Source organism: Mycobacterium sp. NGS11 (assembly GCF_059813315.1).
In genome coordinates, this window is sequence record NZ_JCALEJ010000019.1 from 64,381 (window position 1) to 79,524 (window position 15,144).

The following is a 15,144-nucleotide window of genomic DNA, read 5'->3' on the forward strand; positions in this document are numbered from 1 at the left end:
CCGTCACGATAGGACACGTGTCGAGTCGCCGCGTTTCCGGTCGTCAGCCCGCCCGCGGGGCGGCACGATGGAGGCATGAGTGAAGCCCGCCCGCCGTTCCCGCCGTTCACCCGGGAGACCGCGATTCACAAGGTGCAGGCGGCCGAGGACGCGTGGAACACCCGCGATCCGCAACGCGTCAGCATGGCCTACACGGTCGATTCGCAATGGCGCAATCGCGGCGAACGCGTCGTGGGCCGCGACGAGATCGTTGCGTTTCTGACCCGCAAGTGGCAGCGCGAGCTCGACTACTCGCTACGCAAGAGCCTCTGGGACTTTCACGACAACCGCATCGCGGTGCGGTTCCAATACGAGTGCCACGACCAGTCCGGCCAGTGGTACCGCAGCTACGGCAACGAGTTGTGGGAGTTCACCGAGTCCGGACTGATGGCGCGCCGCGAAGCCAGCATCAACGACGTGCCGATCGACGAATCGCAGCGGCGCTACTTCGGGCCCCGGCCGGAATCAGAGCACGGTCACGACATCCCGCTGTGGTAGCGGCCGGGCGGAGGAGCGCGCAACCGCATTCGGCGCAACAACCGCGTCTTGTGACCTCACAACGGCGCGGGCGCTACTGCATCGCCTCCCGGCGGCGAAGCATCGACCGGAGGGTCGATCGCCGGCGACCGGGGTATCCGGCCTCGGGTGGCCCGGAGCCGATCACACGTCCACGGTGAAAGCTGGTTAAGGTAGCGAAGCGCGCGGCCGAGCCAGCGCCACGCCCATCGGCAGGACAGTACGGAAAAGTACGGAAAGTAGATGTACGCGCCATGACAAATGCGCAGACGACGGTAGGGGTGGTCGCCGAGTCCGGCGCCGACGAGCGGCGGGTGGCGCTGGTGCCGAAGGCGGTCGCGTCGTTGGTGGGCACTGGCGTCGCGGTGGTGGTCGAATCCGGTGCCGGCGAACGGGCCCTGTTGCCCGACGCCCTCTACACCGAGGCGGGGGCCAGCATCGGGGATGCCTGGGCCGCCGACGTGGTGGTCAAGGTCGCACCGCCGACCCAGGCCGAGGTCGCCAAGCTGCGCAGCGGCCAGACGCTGATCGGCTTCCTCGCGCCGCGCAACGCCGAGAACTCCATCGGGGCCCTGAAGCAGGCCGGCGTGCAGGCATTCGCACTCGAGGCCATTCCCCGGATCTCCCGGGCCCAGGCGATGGACGCGCTGTCCTCGCAGGGCAACGTGGCCGGCTACAAGGCCGTGCTGCTGGCGGCGGCGGAGTCGACCCGGTTCTTCCCGATGCTGACGACGGCGGCCGGCACCGTGAAGCCCGCCACCGTGCTGGTGCTCGGCGTGGGCGTGGCCGGGCTGCAGGCGCTGGCGACGGCCAAGCGGCTGGGCGCGCGCACCACCGGGTACGACGTGCGGCCCGAGGTGGCCGACCAAGTGCGCTCGGTGGGCGCGCAGTGGCTCGACATCGGCATCGACGCGGCGGGTGAGGGCGGCTACGCCCGTGAGCTCACCGACGAGGAGCGCGCCCAGCAGCAGAAAGCCCTGGAAAAGGCGATCAGCGGATTCGACGTCGTGATCACCACGGCGCTGGTCCCGGGACGCCCGGCCCCACGTCTGGTCACCGCGGCGGCGGTGGAAGCGATGAAGCCCGGCAGCGTCGTGGTGGACCTGGCCGGAGAGACCGGGGGTAACTGCGAGCTCACCGAGCCAGGGCAGACGGTCGTCAAGCACGACGTCACCATCGCCTCGCCCCTGAACCTGCCGGCCACCATGCCCGAGCACGCCAGCGAGCTCTACAGCAAGAACATCACCGCCCTGCTGGACCTGCTGCTCACCGACGGCAAGCTGGCGCCGGACTTCGACGACGAAGTCATCGCGGACTCGTGCGTGACGCGCGACCAAGGACAGAAGGATTCCTAGATGTACGACGAACTGTTGGCCAACCTGGCGATCCTGGTGCTGTCCGGGTTCGTCGGGTTCGCGGTCATTTCCAAGGTGCCCAACACGCTGCACACCCCGCTGATGTCGGGCACCAACGCGATCCACGGCATCGTGGTGCTGGGCGCGCTGGTGGTGTTCGGCTCAGTCGAGCACCCCTCGCTGGCGGTGCAGATCATCCTGTTCGTCGCCGTCGTGTTCGGCACGCTGAACGTCATCGGCGGGTTCATCGTCACCGACCGGATGCTGGGCATGTTCAAGGGCAAGAAGAAACCCCTGCCCGCAGCCAGTGAGGAGCCGGCCGCCAAATGAACTACTTGGTCATCGGCCTGTACATCATTTCGTTCGCCCTTTTCATCTACGGCCTGATGGGCCTGACCGGACCCAAGACGGCGGTGCGGGGCAACCTGATCGCCGCGGTGGGGATGGCGCTGGCGGTGGCGGCGACGCTGATCAAGATCCGCCACACCGATCAGTGGGTGCTGATCATCGCCGGCCTCGTGGTGGGCGTCGTGCTCGGCGTCCCGCCGGCCCGCTACACCAAGATGACGGCCATGCCGCAGCTGGTGGCGTTCTTCAACGGCGTCGGCGGTGGCACGGTCGCTTTGATCGCGCTCTCGGAATTCATTGAGACCAGCGGCTTTTCGGCCTTCCAGCACGGCGAGTCGCCGACGGTGCACATCGTGGTGGCGTCGTTGTTCGCCGCGATCATCGGCTCGATCTCGTTCTGGGGATCGATCATCGCGTTCGGCAAGCTGCAGGAGATCATCTCCGGATCACCGATCGGCTTCGGCAGGGCGCAGCAGCCGATCAACCTGCTGCTGCTGGCCGCCGCCGTGGCCGCCGCGGTTGTGATCGGACTGCACGCCCATCCCGGCAGCGGCGGGGCGGCGCTGTGGTGGATGATCGGGCTGCTGGCCGCTGCCGGCGTGCTCGGCCTGATGGTGGTGCTGCCCATCGGCGGCGCCGACATGCCCGTGGTCATCTCGCTGCTGAACGCGATGACCGGGCTCTCGGCCGCGGCCGCGGGACTGGCGCTGAACAACACCGCGATGATCGTGGCCGGCATGATCGTCGGCGCGTCGGGTTCGATCCTGACCAACCTGATGGCCAAGGCCATGAACCGATCCATCCCGGCGATCGTCGCGGGTGGCTTCGGCGGTGGCGGCGTCGCCCCCAGCGGCGGCGACGGCGGCGACAAGACCGTCAAGGCCACCTCGGCCGCCGACGCCGCGATCCAGATGGCCTACGCCAACCAGGTGATCGTGGTGCCCGGCTACGGGCTGGCCGTCGCGCAGGCCCAGCACGCCGTCAAGGACATGGCGGCACTGCTGGAAGACAAGGGCGTCGAGGTGAAGTACGCGATCCACCCGGTGGCGGGCCGAATGCCCGGGCACATGAACGTGTTGCTGGCCGAGGCCGAGGTCGACTACGACGCCATGAAGGACATGGACGACATCAACGACGAATTCTCTCGCACCGACGTCGCGATCGTCATCGGCGCCAACGACGTCACCAACCCGGCGGCCCGCAACGACGCGTCCAGCCCGATCTACGGCATGCCGATTCTCAACGTGGACAAGGCCAAATCGGTGATTGTGCTCAAACGGTCGATGAACTCCGGCTTCGCCGGCATCGACAACCCGCTGTTCTACGGCGAGGGCACCAGCATGCTGTTCGGCGACGCGAAGAAATCGGTGACCGAGGTCGCCGAGGAACTCAAGGCGCTGTAACGACTCAAGGCGCGTGTGCGCTGGGCGTTTAGACGGGCGGGTAGGCCGGCGGCGGGTATCCGTTTCCGTCGACCACCCCGCGCAGACCCCAGGGGACGTAGCGGAGGAAAAACTCGATCTCGTCGCTTGCGTCGTAATCCGGATTCGGATCCATCGTCCCCACCTCTCGACTCATCGCGTTCGATGGGCAGTCTAGTCGCATACGCGTGCGCGTGACACCCGGCGTTTTGCATAAACTGTCCAACCAGTTGATTGATAGATATTCTGGCCGCACCCGCCCTGGCCTGGCCATACCGACGATAGTGAGAACAGATGCCCACCGACAGCATCACCCCGAATGGGCTAACCCGGCGCGAAGAGCTGCTTGCGGTCGCGACCAAGCTGTTTGCTGCGCGCGGCTATCACGGCACCCGAATGGACGACGTGGCCGACGTGATCGGCTTGAACAAGGCGACCGTCTATCACTACTACGCCAGCAAGTCGCTGATTCTGTTCGACATCTACCGCCAGGCCGCCGAGGGCACGCTGGCCGCCGTGCACGACGACCCGTCCTGGACGGCGCGCGAGGCTCTCTACCAGTACACGGTTCGGCTGCTCACCGGTATCGCCAGCGATCCGGAACGGGCCGCGGTGTACTTCCAGGAGCAGCCGTACATCACTGAGTGGTTCACCAGCGAGCAGGTCGCCGAGGTGCGCGAGAAGGAAGCCCAAGTCTACCACCACGTGCACGGCCTGATCGACCGCGGGATCGCCAACGGCGAGTTCTATCCGTGCGACTCGCACGTGCTGGCGCTGGGCTACATCGGCATGACGCTGGGCAGCTACCGCTGGCTGCGGCCAAGCGGCCGGCGCTCGGCCAAGGAGATCGCCGCCGAGTTCAGCACCGCGCTGCTGCGGGGGCTGATCCGCGACGAAGCCATCCGCACGACGTCTCCGCTCGGACCTTAAGCGCGCAGGTGCTTGTCGAGGAACGCGAGCTGGTCGGCGACGACGCGTTCGAAGGCCTCGTCGACGTAGATCGCGAAATGCCCCTCGGGGTACAGCCTGACCTCGCCGCGGGGCGCCTTGGCGGCGTGGCGCAGCGTCGCCGCCGCGGGCGCCACTGAGTCGGCCTCGCACACGCAGAACAAGATCGGGCAGCTGATCTTGGGCGTGGCGCGGCCGGGGCGATAGGTGAAGACCTGCAACGCGATTCGCGCGGCGACCTCGTTGCGCATTTCGATCCCGTCGGGCACCAACCGCAGGTAGCCGGCATACGCGTCGGGCGTGTTCATCAGCGCGACCTCGCCGGGCCTGCCGGCCGTCGCGACCAGCACCGGCGGCCTGCCCAGCCGGCTTGCGACCACGTCGCGCACCGCCCGCGCGGTGATGCGCGCGGTGATCAGCGGGTTGCCGATGGTGCGTGCCGACGCGAGGCCGTCGGTGAAGGGGCATTGGGCGACGGCCGCGGCGATACCCGGCTGTCGCGCCGCGGTGGCGATGACGTGACCGCCCGCAAAAGAGGTGCCCCACAACCCGATTCGATCGTGGTCGATTCCCTGGATGGTGCGGGCAAAGGCGACGGCCGCGGCCCAGTCGGCGAGCTGCATGCCGACGTCGAGGACCTGCCGAGGCAAGCCCTCGCTATCGCCGAAGTTGCGATAGTCGAACACCAGGCACGCATAGCCGGCCGCGCTGAAGCGTTCGGCGTACGCGTCCAGTCGCATGCTTCGCACGGCGCCCAGACCGTGCGCCATCACCAACAGCGGCACGGGCCCGCTGGCCGCGGGCCGGTAGAGCCAGGCGCTGATCAGGTCGTCGCCGGACGGGAACCGAATGTCTTCGCGCTGTGTCATCAGCGATTGATTCTGCCCCGGACGATCGCGATCAGTCAGCGAGGTATGCGCTCCCGAATTAATGGACTAGTGTCTAGAAAAGTCTGAGCGCTCAACGGACGGAGACTCACAATGGCGATCCGCGTCGCGCACGTCGGTACCGGCAATGTCGGAGGGCTGGCCCTCGCCGAACTCATCACCAACCCCCAGTTCGAATTGGCCGGGGTGTGCGTCTCCACGCCCGAGAAGGTAGGGAGGGACGCCGGCGAATTGTGCGGCGTCGGTTTGGACGCCGGCGTCGTCACGGGCGTCGCGGCCGTCGATGACCTGGACGCGATCATCGCCGCCAAGCCCGACTGCGTCGTGTACTGCGCGATGGGTGACACCCGGCTGCCCGAGGCGATGGCCGATGTCATGCGCATCCTGGCCGCCGGCATCAACGTCGTCGGGTCGTCACCCGGGCTGCTGCAGTTCCCGTGGGGTGTCATGCCGGACAAGTACATCGCCCGCGTGGAAGACGCTGCCAGGCAAGGTAATTCGAGCATCTTCATCAGCGGCGTCGACCCCGGATTTGCCAACGACCTGATCCCGTTCGCGCTCGCCGGCACCTGTCAGCGCATCGAGCAGGTGCGCTGCATGGAGATTCACGACTACGCGTCGTACAACGGCACCGAGGTCATGGACTACATGGGGTTCGCCAAGCCCATGAACGAGATCCCGATGCTGCTGCAGCCGGGCATCCTCAGCATCGCCTGGGGTACCGCGATCCGGCAGCTGGCTGCCGGCCTCGGCATCGAGGTCGACGAGATCACCGAGTCCTACCAGCGCGAGCCCGCACCGGAGGATTTCGACATCGCGGTGGGGCACGTGGCCAAGGGCACCGTGGCCGTGCTGCAGTTCGAGATTCGCGGCATGGTCAAGGGCCACCCGGCCATCGTCATCGAGCACGTCACCCGGTTGCGCCCGGACCTGCGTCCAGACCTGCCCCAGCCCGCCTCCGGCGACGGCTCGTACCGCGTCGAGATCACCGGCGAGCCGTCATACGCCGTCGACATCGTTCCCAGCAGCCGCAAGGGCGATCACAACCACGCGGCGATCGCGGGCGCCGCGGGCCGCGTCGTCAACGCCATTCCCGCGGTGATCGCGGCGCCGCCGGGCATTCGGACCACGCTTGATCTTCCGCTGGTAACGGGCAAAAGCCTTTACGCACCAAGCACTTTGGTGACCACCTGAATCGAAAGGAGACCCGCGTGGGTCGGGTAGACGGCAAGGTAGCGCTGATCAGCGGTGCCGCTGGCGGTATGGGCGCCGAAGACGCACGGCTGCTGGTCGAGGAGGGCGCCAAGGTCGTGATCGGCGACATCCTGGACGACCAGGGCAAGGCACTGGCCGACGAGATCGGCGACTCCGCGCGCTACGTGCACCTCGATGTCACCCAGCCCGACCAGTGGGACGCCGCGGTCGCCACCGCGGTCGGCGAATTCGGCAAGCTCAACGTGCTGGTCAACAATGCCGGCACCGTGGCGCTCGGTCCGCTGAGGAGTTTCGATCTGGCCAAGTGGCAGAAGGTGATTGACGTCAACCTGACGGGGACGTTCCTGGGCATGCGGGCGTCGGTTGAGCCGATGATCGCGGCCGGCGGCGGCTCGATCATCAACGTGTCGTCCATCGAGGGCCTGCGCGGGGCGCCCATGGTGCATCCCTACGTCGCGTCGAAGTGGGGCGTGCGCGGGTTGGCGAAGTCGGCGGCGTTGGAGCTGGCGCCGCACAACATTCGGGTGAACTCGGTGCACCCGGGGTTCATCCGCACCCCGATGACCGCCCACCTGCCCGAGGACATGGTGACGATCCCGCTCGGACGTCCGGGTGAGGTCCGGGAAGTCGCGACGTTCGTGCTTTTCCTGGCCAGCGACGAGTCGTCGTACTCCACGGGCAGCGAGTACGTGATGGACGGCGGCCTGGTCACCGACGTGAATCACAAGGAGTTCTAGCGCGGGGCGGGCTGTTGACGCCGAGCGTGCACTCACTGGGACAATCGGGTTTGTTTTCCGCCGTCAGTGCACGTTCGGCGTAGGGGATGGTGTAGATGCTGCGCAGCCTGGCGGGCCTGGTCGGATCGAATCACGTCGTCACCGATCCCGACGTGCTGACGGCGCGCAGCGTCGACCACACCGGCCGCTACCGCGGTAAGGCGAGCGCGCTGGTGCGGCCGGGCACGGCCGAGGAGGTCGCCGAGGTGCTGCGGGTGTGCCGCGACGCCGGCGCGCACGTGACGGTGCAGGGCGGCCGGACCTCGCTGGTGGCCGGCACCGTTCCCGAGCACGACGACGTGTTGTTGTCCACCGAGCGGCTGCACGCCGTCGGTGAGGTCGACACCGTCGAACGGCGCATCGAGGCCGGCGCCGGAGCCACCCTGGCCGCGGTGCAACGGGCCTCGGGCGCAGCGGGTTTGGTGTTCGGCGTGGATCTGGCGGCCCGGGACACCGCGACGGTCGGCGGCATGGCGTCGACGAACGCCGGCGGCCTGCGCACGGTCCGCTACGGCAACATGGGCGAGCAGGTGGTCGGCGTCCAGGTGGCGCTGCCCGACGGCACGCTGCTGCGCCGGCACAGCCGGGTGCGTCGCGACAACACCGGCTACGACCTGCCGGCGCTGTTCGTGGGCGCCGAGGGCACGCTCGGCGTCATCACCGAGCTGGACCTGCGGCTACACGCCACCCCGTCGCACCGGGTGACGGCGATCTGCGGGTTCGCCGACCTCGACGCGTTGGTGGCCGCCGGGCGCACCTTCCGCGATGCGGACGGCATAGCGGCACTGGAACTGATCGACGGCCGCGCCGCTGCGCTGACCGCCGAACACCGCGGGGTCGGCGCCCCGGTCGCCGGCGACTGGCTGCTGCTGGTCGAGCTGGCCGCCGATCACGACCAGACCGAACGGCTCGCCGGCCTGCTCGACGACGTGCCGATGTGCGCCGATCCCGCGGTCGGCGTGGATCTTGCTGCGCAGCAACGGTTGTGGCAGGTGCGCGAATCGCTGGCCGACGTGCTCGGTGTCTACGGGCCACCGCTGAAATTCGATGTGTCGCTGCCCCTGTCGGCGGTCAGCGAATTCGAAAGACACGCAATCGATTTGGTTCGCACACACGCCCCCGACGCGCTGCCGGTGCTGTTCGGCCACGTCGGCGAGGGCAACCTGCACCTGAACGTGTTGCGCTGCCCGGCCGATCGCGAACGGGCGCTGTACGAGCCGATGATGGAACTCATCGCGCGATCCGGCGGCAACGTCAGCTCCGAACACGGCGTCGGCAGCCGCAAGCGGCCCTACCTCGCCATGTCCCGCGGGCCCGCCGACATCGCCGCGATGCGCACGGTCAAGGCCGCGCTGGACCCGACGGGTTACCTCAACGCCGCGGTGTTGTTCGACTAACTCCCCTTGATGCCCACCGCGTGCCGCAGCTGTGCCAGAAACTGGTCGGCGTCATCGCTGCGCACGATGTAGTGCGATATCGCAATCCGGATGACCGTCGCCGCTTTGACCGCCGCGTTGGGTCCGGGCAAATGGCGTTGCAGGCCCTCGCGCATCTGCGGGATGACCCAGGAGAACTGGGCGATGGTGTGCTCGGGCTCGACGTCGACCATGCGCACCCCGGAGTACGAATGCTGGTATTCGACGATGAACCGCAGCACGGCGTCGAGCTTGTCCACGCCCTTCAACCCCGCGGTGGCCTTCACCAATCCGCTTTCGAAGATCTGGCGCTCGTAGGCCGAAAACGCCGACAGCAACTCCTCTTTGGATGCGAACCAGCGATACAGCGTGGGGCGGGAGACCCCGGCCTGGGTGGCGACGTCGGACAGGCTGAGCTTGGTCTTGCCGTTACGGCCGAGCACCTCGGCGGTGGCCGCCAGGATGCGCTGACGCGTCGAGGTGTCGTTATCGGCGATCGCCGTCGCCCGGGCCGGCTGGCTCATGATTCACACTTTTCGCAGTGTTGCCGAGGTGTCATGGTCATCCGCTCCCACGTTAGGCCCGAGGCGGGCGCCGGCGCACCAGCACCGACTGCTGGATGGCGCCGACCGCGCCCTGCTCGTCGAACAACGTGCCGATGGTCGTCCCGATGCCGTCCGGCCCGTAGCTGGTCTGCGCTCGAATGCCGATCCAGTCCCCATCCGGCACGCGAAACACGTGCACCGCCAGATCGGTGTTGAGGAACGTCCACTTGGTGATGTCCAGCTTGCTGCCGATGCCGTTGGCGCAGTCGGCCACCGCGAACAGCCGTTCCAGCTGCGTCATGGATTCGCCGTTGACCAGGTCCACGGTCGGGTTGATCCACGATTCGCCCGGGCCCTCGCTGAGCGGCTCGGTCAGCCACAGCCACTCCAGGCTGTGCACGTAGTTACGGTCCCAGTCCCGGGCCTTGAGGTTGCGGTTGAAGGCCTCGGCCCGCGGCCGCGGCAGCGGCGCCGCCGCGTGCGCCAGAGACTGCGTGTCCTGGTGCTGCAACCGCCATCCGGTGGCACGCGCTACCGGCCGTGGGGTGCCGTCGGGCCCCGGGGCCAGCATCTCGGCGCTGAGCAATTCGATCTGCTTGCCGGGGCGTTGCACCTCAGCGCGCACCCACAGATCGCCCTCGGCCGGGACCCCGCCCAGCAGGTCGATGACGACGCGGGACAGGCGGGTGTCGTCGCGCTGATCGCACCGCTCCAGCGCCCGGACCAGCAGCGCCGACACCGGGCCGCCATGCTGGATGGCCGCCGACCAGGTACCGCGGGCCAGGTCGGTCGCCCGGAACTTCTCGCCCAGCGCGGCGTCGTCGTCGCCGACAGGGTCCATCAGCTCGTAATAGGCGTCGGTCATCGTCAACCTCTCGGTCAGGGCAGGCCGGCGCCGGGAGTGGTCACCGTGATGGCATCCAGCCGGGAAAGCCGGGTGCCGATCAGGCGCTGAGGATATGCCTCCGTACTCGACAACAGAAACAGGGTGCGGCGTTGCGGACCGCCGAGGGCGCAGGCGATGGCCACCCGGTCGCCCATGTCGATGCGGTCGGTCACGGTGCCGTCCGCCACGATCCGCTCGAACTGGTGCGCCAACGTCATGGATGTCCACACCCCGCCGTCGGCGTCCAGCGCGATGCCGTCGGGCGGCCCGTCCAGTCCGTCGGCGAAGACGCGGCGCTCGGACAGTGCGCCGGCGTCGCTGATGGAAAACGCCGTCAGCCGCCGGGCCGTCGACTCGGCGACGATCAGCGTCCCGCGGTCCGGGGTGATCGCCATGCCGTTGGGGAAGTCGAGGTCGTCGGCCACGACGGTGGCGCCATCGTCGGGATCCAGCGCAATGATGACCCCACCGCGCAGTGCCTGGCAGCCGATGTAGGCGCGGCCCGCGTCGTCGATGACCATGTCGCCCAGGGCGGCCGGCGCGACGTCGGCGAGATCGGCGATGGTGACGACGGTTTCGCCGTCATAGCGCAGCACCTGGCGGTCTTCGGTCGAGGCGATCAGCAGCGACCCGTCGGGCCGGAAGCCCAGGCCCGACGGTGAGTGCCCGGGCAGCGGCAGTGTGGTCAGCGATCCGCCCATGGTCGCGGTGTGGACGGCTTCGCCCAGCATGTCGGAGAACCACAACAGGCCCTCGAACCAGCGCGGGCCCTCGCCGAAGCAGAATCCGTTGGCCAACGGCTCGGGAATCATTCGTCCCGGCCTTCGGCAAATCGGACCGCTTTACAAAACACCGAAAAAGTGTCACGCACCGCAGGTACCGGTGTCAATCTGCCGATAGCGCAAGCTGGCGCGCCACCCCCGCCTGGCGCGTGAACGCGGTTCCCGGAGTAGTGGCGGCAATGCCCAATTGCGTTGCCGCCCCACGCATCCGGTCGTTTGACCACTCGGCTCGGCCGCCGTCTGTTAGCCAACCTTTACAAATCCTACGCAAAGTGTCACGCTGAGCGCTGAGCCGCGAGCGCGAGAGGGTGAAGTGGGTTGACGAAGGCGTCTGAGGAATCCGAGCAGACCGAGTGGACCGTGCAGGGCCTGCTGGATCTGTTCGACGTGCAGGGCGACGGGCAAGACCGATTCACCGGCCAGACCGGCATCGCCGTGGGCGACGAACGCCAGGTGGTGGAGGGCACCCAGGTGCTCGCGCAGGCGATCGTCGCTGTGGCGAAGCGATTTCCGGACAAGTCGGTGCGCTCGGCTCATGCGGTCTTCTCGCGGGCGATCACGGTCGGCCCGCCCATCGAGCTGGTTCTCGACGTGGTGTCCGAAGGCCGCTCCACCGCCACCGCGGTGGTCGCCGTGCACCAGAACGGCCGGCGCTGCCTGAGCATCACCGTGCTCGCCGACGTTCCGACCGACGACGTCATCCGGCACCACCTGCCGCGCCCCGAGGTCGCCGCCCCGGCCGACGCGCACCCCTCACCGATGCCGATGGTCGGTCGCGAGCTACGCCTGGTCGACGTGGTCGACGTCAACAGCCCCGACGAGGTCGGCCCGCCGGAGCTCTACGCCTGGTTGCACTACGACCCGATCCCGACCCGTGACGAGTTGGCCAAGGCGCTACTCGCCTACTTCACCGGCCATCTAGGCATCTCGACCACCATGCGCGCGCACGAGGGCATCGGCACCGCCCAGGCGCACCTGACCGTGTCGACCGCACCGATGAGCATCTCGGTCGCCTTCCACGAACCGGTGGACTGGACCGGGTGGCTGCTCTACACACACGAGAGCACCCAGGTCGGCGCGGGCATGTCGTACGTGCGCGGCACCGTGCACGCGCAAGAGGGTGAGCTGCTGGCCTCGTTCGCCCAGGAGGCGCTGATCCGCCCGCTGCGCACCAGCGACACGGCGATCGACTCGCGCGCGCGGTTCTAAGGCCATGCGGTTCACCATCACCCACCCGATGCACAGCCATCCGTACAACCCGGAGTTGGTGAGTGGGGACGGTATCGGCAAGGTGGCCGCGGCGACCGAGGCGGCCGGGATCCACGGCTTCGGCTTCACCGATCACCCGGCGCCCTCGCAGCGATGGCTGGAGGCCGGCGGGCACGACGCGTTGGATCCCTTTGTCGCCTTGGGTTTCGCGGCGGCCACCACGTCCACGCTGCGGCTGATACCCAACATCGTGGTGCTGCCGTACCGAAACCCGTTCGTGGTGGCCAAGGCCGGTGCCACCCTGGACCTGCTCTCCGGCGGCCGATTCACGCTCGCGGTGGGAGTGGGTTACCTCAAGCGCGAGTTCGCGGCGCTGGGGGTCAGCTACGACGAGCGCGCCGAGCTGTTCGAGGAATCCCTACAGGTGATCCGGGCCATCTGGACCGGCGACGATATCTCGTTCGAGGGCAAGCATTTCAGCGCGCGCGGCATCACCGCGCATCCCCGCCCGGTCAGCGATCCGCACCCGCCGCTCTGGATCGGCGGCAACACGTCCTCTTCGCGGCAGCGGGTGGCCCAGTACGGCGACGGGTGGTGCCCCTTCCCCGCGCCGCCGCAGCTGGCCCAGACGGCCGGCACCGCCGTCATCGACTCGCCGCAGAAGCTCGCCGACGGCATCGACGATCTGCGGCGCAGATGCGATGCGGCGGGCCGGGATTGGTCATCCATCGACATCACCTTCACCAACTTCGAGGGCGGCAGCCCCGCGAGTGACGACTTCAACGCCGACGCCTACCTCGAGGGCCTGGACAATCTGGCGAAGCTGGGCGTGACGTGGGTCAGCATTCACCTGCCCGGCGACAGCATGACGCACGCGCTCGAGACCCTCGACCGGTTCCGCAGCCTGGTCGTCGACGCGGCGTGATCAGAGGCGTCACATGGACTTCTCCCGTGTAGTGCTCTCGCCCGAGGATCAGGACTTCTTCGACCGGACCCGGGCGTTCATCGCCGAACACGTCACCGACGAAGTGCGGCGGCGCGATCGAGAGACCGGCGAAAACTTCAGTGAGCCAGTGCATTTGGCTTTGGGCAAAGAGGGCTACCTGACGTCGGACTATCAGCTGGAGTCCGAAGGGGGATTCGATCCGGTGCGGCGGCGGATCTTCCACCTAGAGATCGGTCGCGCGCACACGCCGTGGTTTCACTGGGGCACCACGGCGACAGTCGCGCGGTTGGTCGAACAATTCGGGGCGCCCGAACTCGCCGACGCGATCCTGCCGGGGGTGTTGTCCGGCGCAATCCGGCTGTGCCTGGGCTACACCGAGCCCGAGGGTGGCTCCGACGTCGCCACCTGCAAGACCCGAGCCGTGCGCGAGGCGGACGGGTCGAGCTGGATCATCAACGGCTCCAAGATGTTCACCTCGAACGCGCAGAACGCCCAGTACGTCTTCCTGCTCACCAACACCGATCCGCAGGGCCGCAAACACAAGAACCTCACCATGTTCCTGGTGCCGCTGGATTCGCCGGGCATCGAGATCCAGGGCATTCGCACGCTCGACGGCGACCGCACCAACATCGTGTATTACAGCGACGTACGGGTCGATGATCTCTACCGGATCGGCGAGGTCAACGGCGGCTGGACGGTGATGCGGTTCGCCCTCGACGCGGAACACGGCATCACCGAAACCGAAGACCATGGCCTGCAGAACATTTCGATGTTGTCAGAGCATGGCCACCTGATGGCCGAGGCGGCCGATGGAGTGGCAGCCGTCCTGTCGAAGCCCGATGCGGCCGGGCGGCGCCCGATCGATGACGATGCGACGAAATACCGGCTCGGGCGCAACATGGCCCGGATCGAGGCGGCCATGTCGACCCCCGGGATGTACGGGCGGGTAGCGCTCATCCAGACGATGCGGGAGGCCTCCCAGGAGTTGATGGACCTGCTGGGTACGGCATCGACATTGCCCACGGAGACAACGGGTTCCGCGGATGACGGCGGCATCGAGTTCATCTTCCGGCACGGCGTGCCCGCCGGCATCTACGGCGGCACGATGGAGGTGTTCCGCAACATGATCGCCCAGCACGAGCTGGGTCTCGGTCGCCCTAGCTACGGTCGCTGACCGGCAGCTCGGCCATCACCTCGGCGCGCGTGTCGTCGAAACTGAGGAATCCCTTGATGGGCAGGCTTTCCGGCGGCGGGCCGGGATAGCTCCAGGCGACGTCCTCGACAACCCGGTCGCCGGAGACGAACGACCAGTACGTCGCAACCCCTTTGTAATTGCAATAACTCGACGTCTCGGAGCGCCGCAGCAGATCGGTGCGCACGTGTGCCGGATCGACGTAGAGCCGCGGGGCAAGCGCGGTCTCGAAGAGGATGACGGTGTCGTCGGTGTCCACCAGCGTTGTCCCGTCGACGCGCACACGCAGGCGGCGTTGCGTCGGACGGCAGTCGACGCGGTGATAGGGATTGGGCGGATAGTGCACGAGTTTGCGCCCCTCTTCCAGCCAGGTGTCGACCGCGTCCCAGGGCACCTGGACGAAACCGGGCGCCGCGGGTTCCGGCTCGCCGGGTAGGTCGCCTACCTCGTCGGCCGCGAAGGCGTAGCTCAGCGGCCGGCCGCGCCGGTGCACCATGAGCGCCCGCTCGGTGTCGATCACCACGCGGCCATCCCTGACGGCCTGCACGCGCCGGGGATGCGGTTCGACGTAGACGACGTCGTCGGGTATCGCGGGCGAGAAGCGTCCCGCGGGATCGCTACTGAGCGGACCACGCCCGGCCACCAGACTCATGTGCGCAAGCCT

At 67.9% G+C, this 15,144-nt stretch carries 17 protein-coding genes; 11 read left to right on the plus strand and 6 right to left on the minus strand.

Annotation, left to right across the window (positions count from 1 at the left end; translation table 11 throughout):
- Positions 1 to 75 precede the first annotated feature (75 nt).
- The 4 genes from AC5Y4T_RS19265 (at position 76) to AC5Y4T_RS19280 (ending at position 3,661) form a co-directional block, all read left to right on the plus strand.
- On the plus strand, positions 76 to 537 hold the full coding sequence (locus AC5Y4T_RS19265; protein ID WP_499917595.1) for a nuclear transport factor 2 family protein: 462 nt from the start codon (positions 76 to 78) through the stop codon (positions 535 to 537).
- A gap of 272 nt (positions 538 to 809) precedes the next feature.
- Positions 810 to 1,910 carry a Re/Si-specific NAD(P)(+) transhydrogenase subunit alpha gene (locus tag AC5Y4T_RS19270; RefSeq protein WP_499954877.1) on the plus strand — a complete coding sequence of 367 codons (1,101 nt, stop codon included), beginning with the start codon at positions 810 to 812 and terminating at the stop codon, positions 1,908 to 1,910.
- A complete protein-coding gene (locus tag AC5Y4T_RS19275) occupies positions 1,911 to 2,240 on the plus strand; it encodes an NAD(P) transhydrogenase subunit alpha part 2 (protein ID WP_007769289.1) in 330 nt (109 codons plus the stop codon).
- Positions 2,237 to 3,661, plus strand: coding sequence for an NAD(P)(+) transhydrogenase (Re/Si-specific) subunit beta (locus AC5Y4T_RS19280; RefSeq protein WP_499917597.1), 1,425 nt, complete (start codon positions 2,237 to 2,239; stop codon positions 3,659 to 3,661). The genes AC5Y4T_RS19275 and AC5Y4T_RS19280 overlap by 4 nt, the downstream gene beginning before the upstream one ends.
- 28 nt (positions 3,662 to 3,689) lie before the next feature.
- Here AC5Y4T_RS19280 and AC5Y4T_RS19285 read toward each other — a convergent pair whose 3' ends face one another.
- Positions 3,690 to 3,815 (minus strand): hypothetical protein, encoded by a 126-nt coding sequence (locus AC5Y4T_RS19285; RefSeq protein ID WP_499917598.1) that lies wholly within the window; start codon positions 3,813 to 3,815, stop codon positions 3,690 to 3,692.
- A 158-nt stretch (positions 3,816 to 3,973) separates the two neighbouring features.
- Between AC5Y4T_RS19285 and AC5Y4T_RS19290 the strand changes: the two genes are divergently transcribed.
- Positions 3,974 to 4,609, plus strand: coding sequence for a TetR/AcrR family transcriptional regulator (locus AC5Y4T_RS19290; RefSeq protein ID WP_064950964.1), 636 nt, complete (start codon positions 3,974 to 3,976; stop codon positions 4,607 to 4,609).
- On the opposite strand, the gene AC5Y4T_RS19295 is transcribed toward AC5Y4T_RS19290, so the two are convergent.
- Positions 4,606 to 5,496 (minus strand): alpha/beta hydrolase, encoded by an 891-nt coding sequence (locus tag AC5Y4T_RS19295; RefSeq protein ID WP_499954879.1) that lies wholly within the window; start codon positions 5,494 to 5,496, stop codon positions 4,606 to 4,608. The two genes, AC5Y4T_RS19290 and AC5Y4T_RS19295, sit on opposite strands and share 4 nt — an antisense overlap.
- A 111-nt stretch (positions 5,497 to 5,607) precedes the next feature.
- On the opposite strand from AC5Y4T_RS19295, the gene AC5Y4T_RS19300 reads away from it, so the two are divergent.
- The 3 genes from AC5Y4T_RS19300 (at position 5,608) to AC5Y4T_RS19310 (ending at position 8,902) form a co-directional block, all read left to right on the plus strand.
- Positions 5,608 to 6,708: an NAD(P)H-dependent amine dehydrogenase family protein gene (locus AC5Y4T_RS19300; RefSeq protein WP_499954881.1), complete on the plus strand. Its 1,101-nt coding sequence runs from the start codon at positions 5,608 to 5,610 to the stop codon at positions 6,706 to 6,708.
- A 17-nt stretch (positions 6,709 to 6,725) separates the two neighbouring features.
- A complete protein-coding gene (locus AC5Y4T_RS19305; protein ID WP_499954883.1) occupies positions 6,726 to 7,466 on the plus strand; it encodes a glucose 1-dehydrogenase in 741 nt (246 codons plus the stop codon).
- 95 nt (positions 7,467 to 7,561) lie between these two features.
- Positions 7,562 to 8,902 (plus strand): FAD-binding oxidoreductase, encoded by a 1,341-nt coding sequence (locus AC5Y4T_RS19310; RefSeq protein ID WP_499954885.1) that lies wholly within the window; start codon positions 7,562 to 7,564, stop codon positions 8,900 to 8,902.
- On the opposite strand, the gene AC5Y4T_RS19315 is transcribed toward AC5Y4T_RS19310, so the two are convergent.
- Genes AC5Y4T_RS19315 through AC5Y4T_RS19325 form a run of 3 tightly spaced genes read right to left on the minus strand, consistent with a single transcriptional unit; the run spans position 8,899 to position 11,163 of the window.
- On the minus strand, positions 8,899 to 9,444 hold the full coding sequence (locus AC5Y4T_RS19315) for a TetR/AcrR family transcriptional regulator (protein WP_499954888.1): 546 nt from the start codon (positions 9,442 to 9,444) through the stop codon (positions 8,899 to 8,901). The two genes, AC5Y4T_RS19310 and AC5Y4T_RS19315, sit on opposite strands and share 4 nt — an antisense overlap.
- Positions 9,445 to 9,496: 52 nt before the next feature.
- Positions 9,497 to 10,330, minus strand: a complete 834-nt coding sequence (locus AC5Y4T_RS19320) for a thioesterase family protein (RefSeq protein WP_499954890.1) — start codon at positions 10,328 to 10,330, stop codon at positions 9,497 to 9,499.
- A gap of 14 nt (positions 10,331 to 10,344) precedes the next feature.
- On the minus strand, positions 10,345 to 11,163 hold the full coding sequence (locus tag AC5Y4T_RS19325) for an SMP-30/gluconolactonase/LRE family protein (protein ID WP_499954892.1): 819 nt from the start codon (positions 11,161 to 11,163) through the stop codon (positions 10,345 to 10,347).
- Positions 11,164 to 11,451: 288 nt separating this feature from the next.
- Between AC5Y4T_RS19325 and AC5Y4T_RS19330 the strand changes: the two genes are divergently transcribed.
- The 3 genes from AC5Y4T_RS19330 to AC5Y4T_RS19340 are packed head-to-tail and all read left to right on the plus strand — an operon-like array spanning position 11,452 to position 14,462.
- Positions 11,452 to 12,342 carry an acyl-CoA thioesterase gene (locus AC5Y4T_RS19330; protein WP_499954894.1) on the plus strand — a complete coding sequence of 297 codons (891 nt, stop codon included), beginning with the start codon at positions 11,452 to 11,454 and terminating at the stop codon, positions 12,340 to 12,342.
- A gap of 4 nt (positions 12,343 to 12,346) precedes the next feature.
- On the plus strand, positions 12,347 to 13,267 hold the full coding sequence (locus AC5Y4T_RS19335; protein ID WP_499954896.1) for an LLM class F420-dependent oxidoreductase: 921 nt from the start codon (positions 12,347 to 12,349) through the stop codon (positions 13,265 to 13,267).
- Between the two features lie 13 nt (positions 13,268 to 13,280).
- Positions 13,281 to 14,462, plus strand: a complete 1,182-nt coding sequence (locus AC5Y4T_RS19340) for an acyl-CoA dehydrogenase family protein (RefSeq protein WP_499954898.1) — start codon at positions 13,281 to 13,283, stop codon at positions 14,460 to 14,462.
- On the opposite strand, the gene AC5Y4T_RS19345 is transcribed toward AC5Y4T_RS19340, so the two are convergent.
- Positions 14,446 to 15,132, minus strand: a complete 687-nt coding sequence (locus AC5Y4T_RS19345) for a DUF427 domain-containing protein (protein ID WP_499954900.1) — start codon at positions 15,130 to 15,132, stop codon at positions 14,446 to 14,448. The two genes, AC5Y4T_RS19340 and AC5Y4T_RS19345, sit on opposite strands and share 17 nt — an antisense overlap.
- Positions 15,133 to 15,144: the final 12 nt, after the last annotated feature.

What these genes read in the sequence shown, in the direction of transcription:
- AC5Y4T_RS19265 (WP_499917595.1), top strand. Translation starts at nt 76, where the DNA reads ATGAGTGAAGCCCGCCCGCCGTTCCCGCCGTTCACCCGGGAGACCGCG.
- AC5Y4T_RS19270 (WP_499954877.1), top strand. Translation starts at nt 810, where the DNA reads ATGACAAATGCGCAGACGACGGTAGGGGTGGTCGCCGAGTCCGGCGCC.
- AC5Y4T_RS19275 (WP_007769289.1), top strand. Translation starts at nt 1,911, where the DNA reads ATGTACGACGAACTGTTGGCCAACCTGGCGATCCTGGTGCTGTCCGGG.
- AC5Y4T_RS19280 (WP_499917597.1), top strand. Translation starts at nt 2,237, where the DNA reads ATGAACTACTTGGTCATCGGCCTGTACATCATTTCGTTCGCCCTTTTC.
- AC5Y4T_RS19285 (WP_499917598.1), bottom strand. Translation starts at nt 3,815, where the DNA reads ATGGATCCGAATCCGGATTACGACGCAAGCGACGAGATCGAGTTTTTC.
- AC5Y4T_RS19290 (WP_064950964.1), top strand. Translation starts at nt 3,974, where the DNA reads ATGCCCACCGACAGCATCACCCCGAATGGGCTAACCCGGCGCGAAGAG.
- AC5Y4T_RS19295 (WP_499954879.1), bottom strand. Translation starts at nt 5,496, where the DNA reads ATGACACAGCGCGAAGACATTCGGTTCCCGTCCGGCGACGACCTGATC.
- AC5Y4T_RS19300 (WP_499954881.1), top strand. Translation starts at nt 5,608, where the DNA reads ATGGCGATCCGCGTCGCGCACGTCGGTACCGGCAATGTCGGAGGGCTG.
- AC5Y4T_RS19310 (WP_499954885.1), top strand. Translation starts at nt 7,562, where the DNA reads ATGCTGCGCAGCCTGGCGGGCCTGGTCGGATCGAATCACGTCGTCACC.
- AC5Y4T_RS19315 (WP_499954888.1), bottom strand. Translation starts at nt 9,444, where the DNA reads ATGAGCCAGCCGGCCCGGGCGACGGCGATCGCCGATAACGACACCTCG.
- AC5Y4T_RS19320 (WP_499954890.1), bottom strand. Translation starts at nt 10,330, where the DNA reads ATGACCGACGCCTATTACGAGCTGATGGACCCTGTCGGCGACGACGAC.
- AC5Y4T_RS19325 (WP_499954892.1), bottom strand. Translation starts at nt 11,163, where the DNA reads ATGATTCCCGAGCCGTTGGCCAACGGATTCTGCTTCGGCGAGGGCCCG.
- AC5Y4T_RS19335 (WP_499954896.1), top strand. Translation starts at nt 12,347, where the DNA reads ATGCGGTTCACCATCACCCACCCGATGCACAGCCATCCGTACAACCCG.
- AC5Y4T_RS19340 (WP_499954898.1), top strand. Translation starts at nt 13,281, where the DNA reads ATGGACTTCTCCCGTGTAGTGCTCTCGCCCGAGGATCAGGACTTCTTC.
- AC5Y4T_RS19345 (WP_499954900.1), bottom strand. Translation starts at nt 15,132, where the DNA reads ATGAGTCTGGTGGCCGGGCGTGGTCCGCTCAGTAGCGATCCCGCGGGA.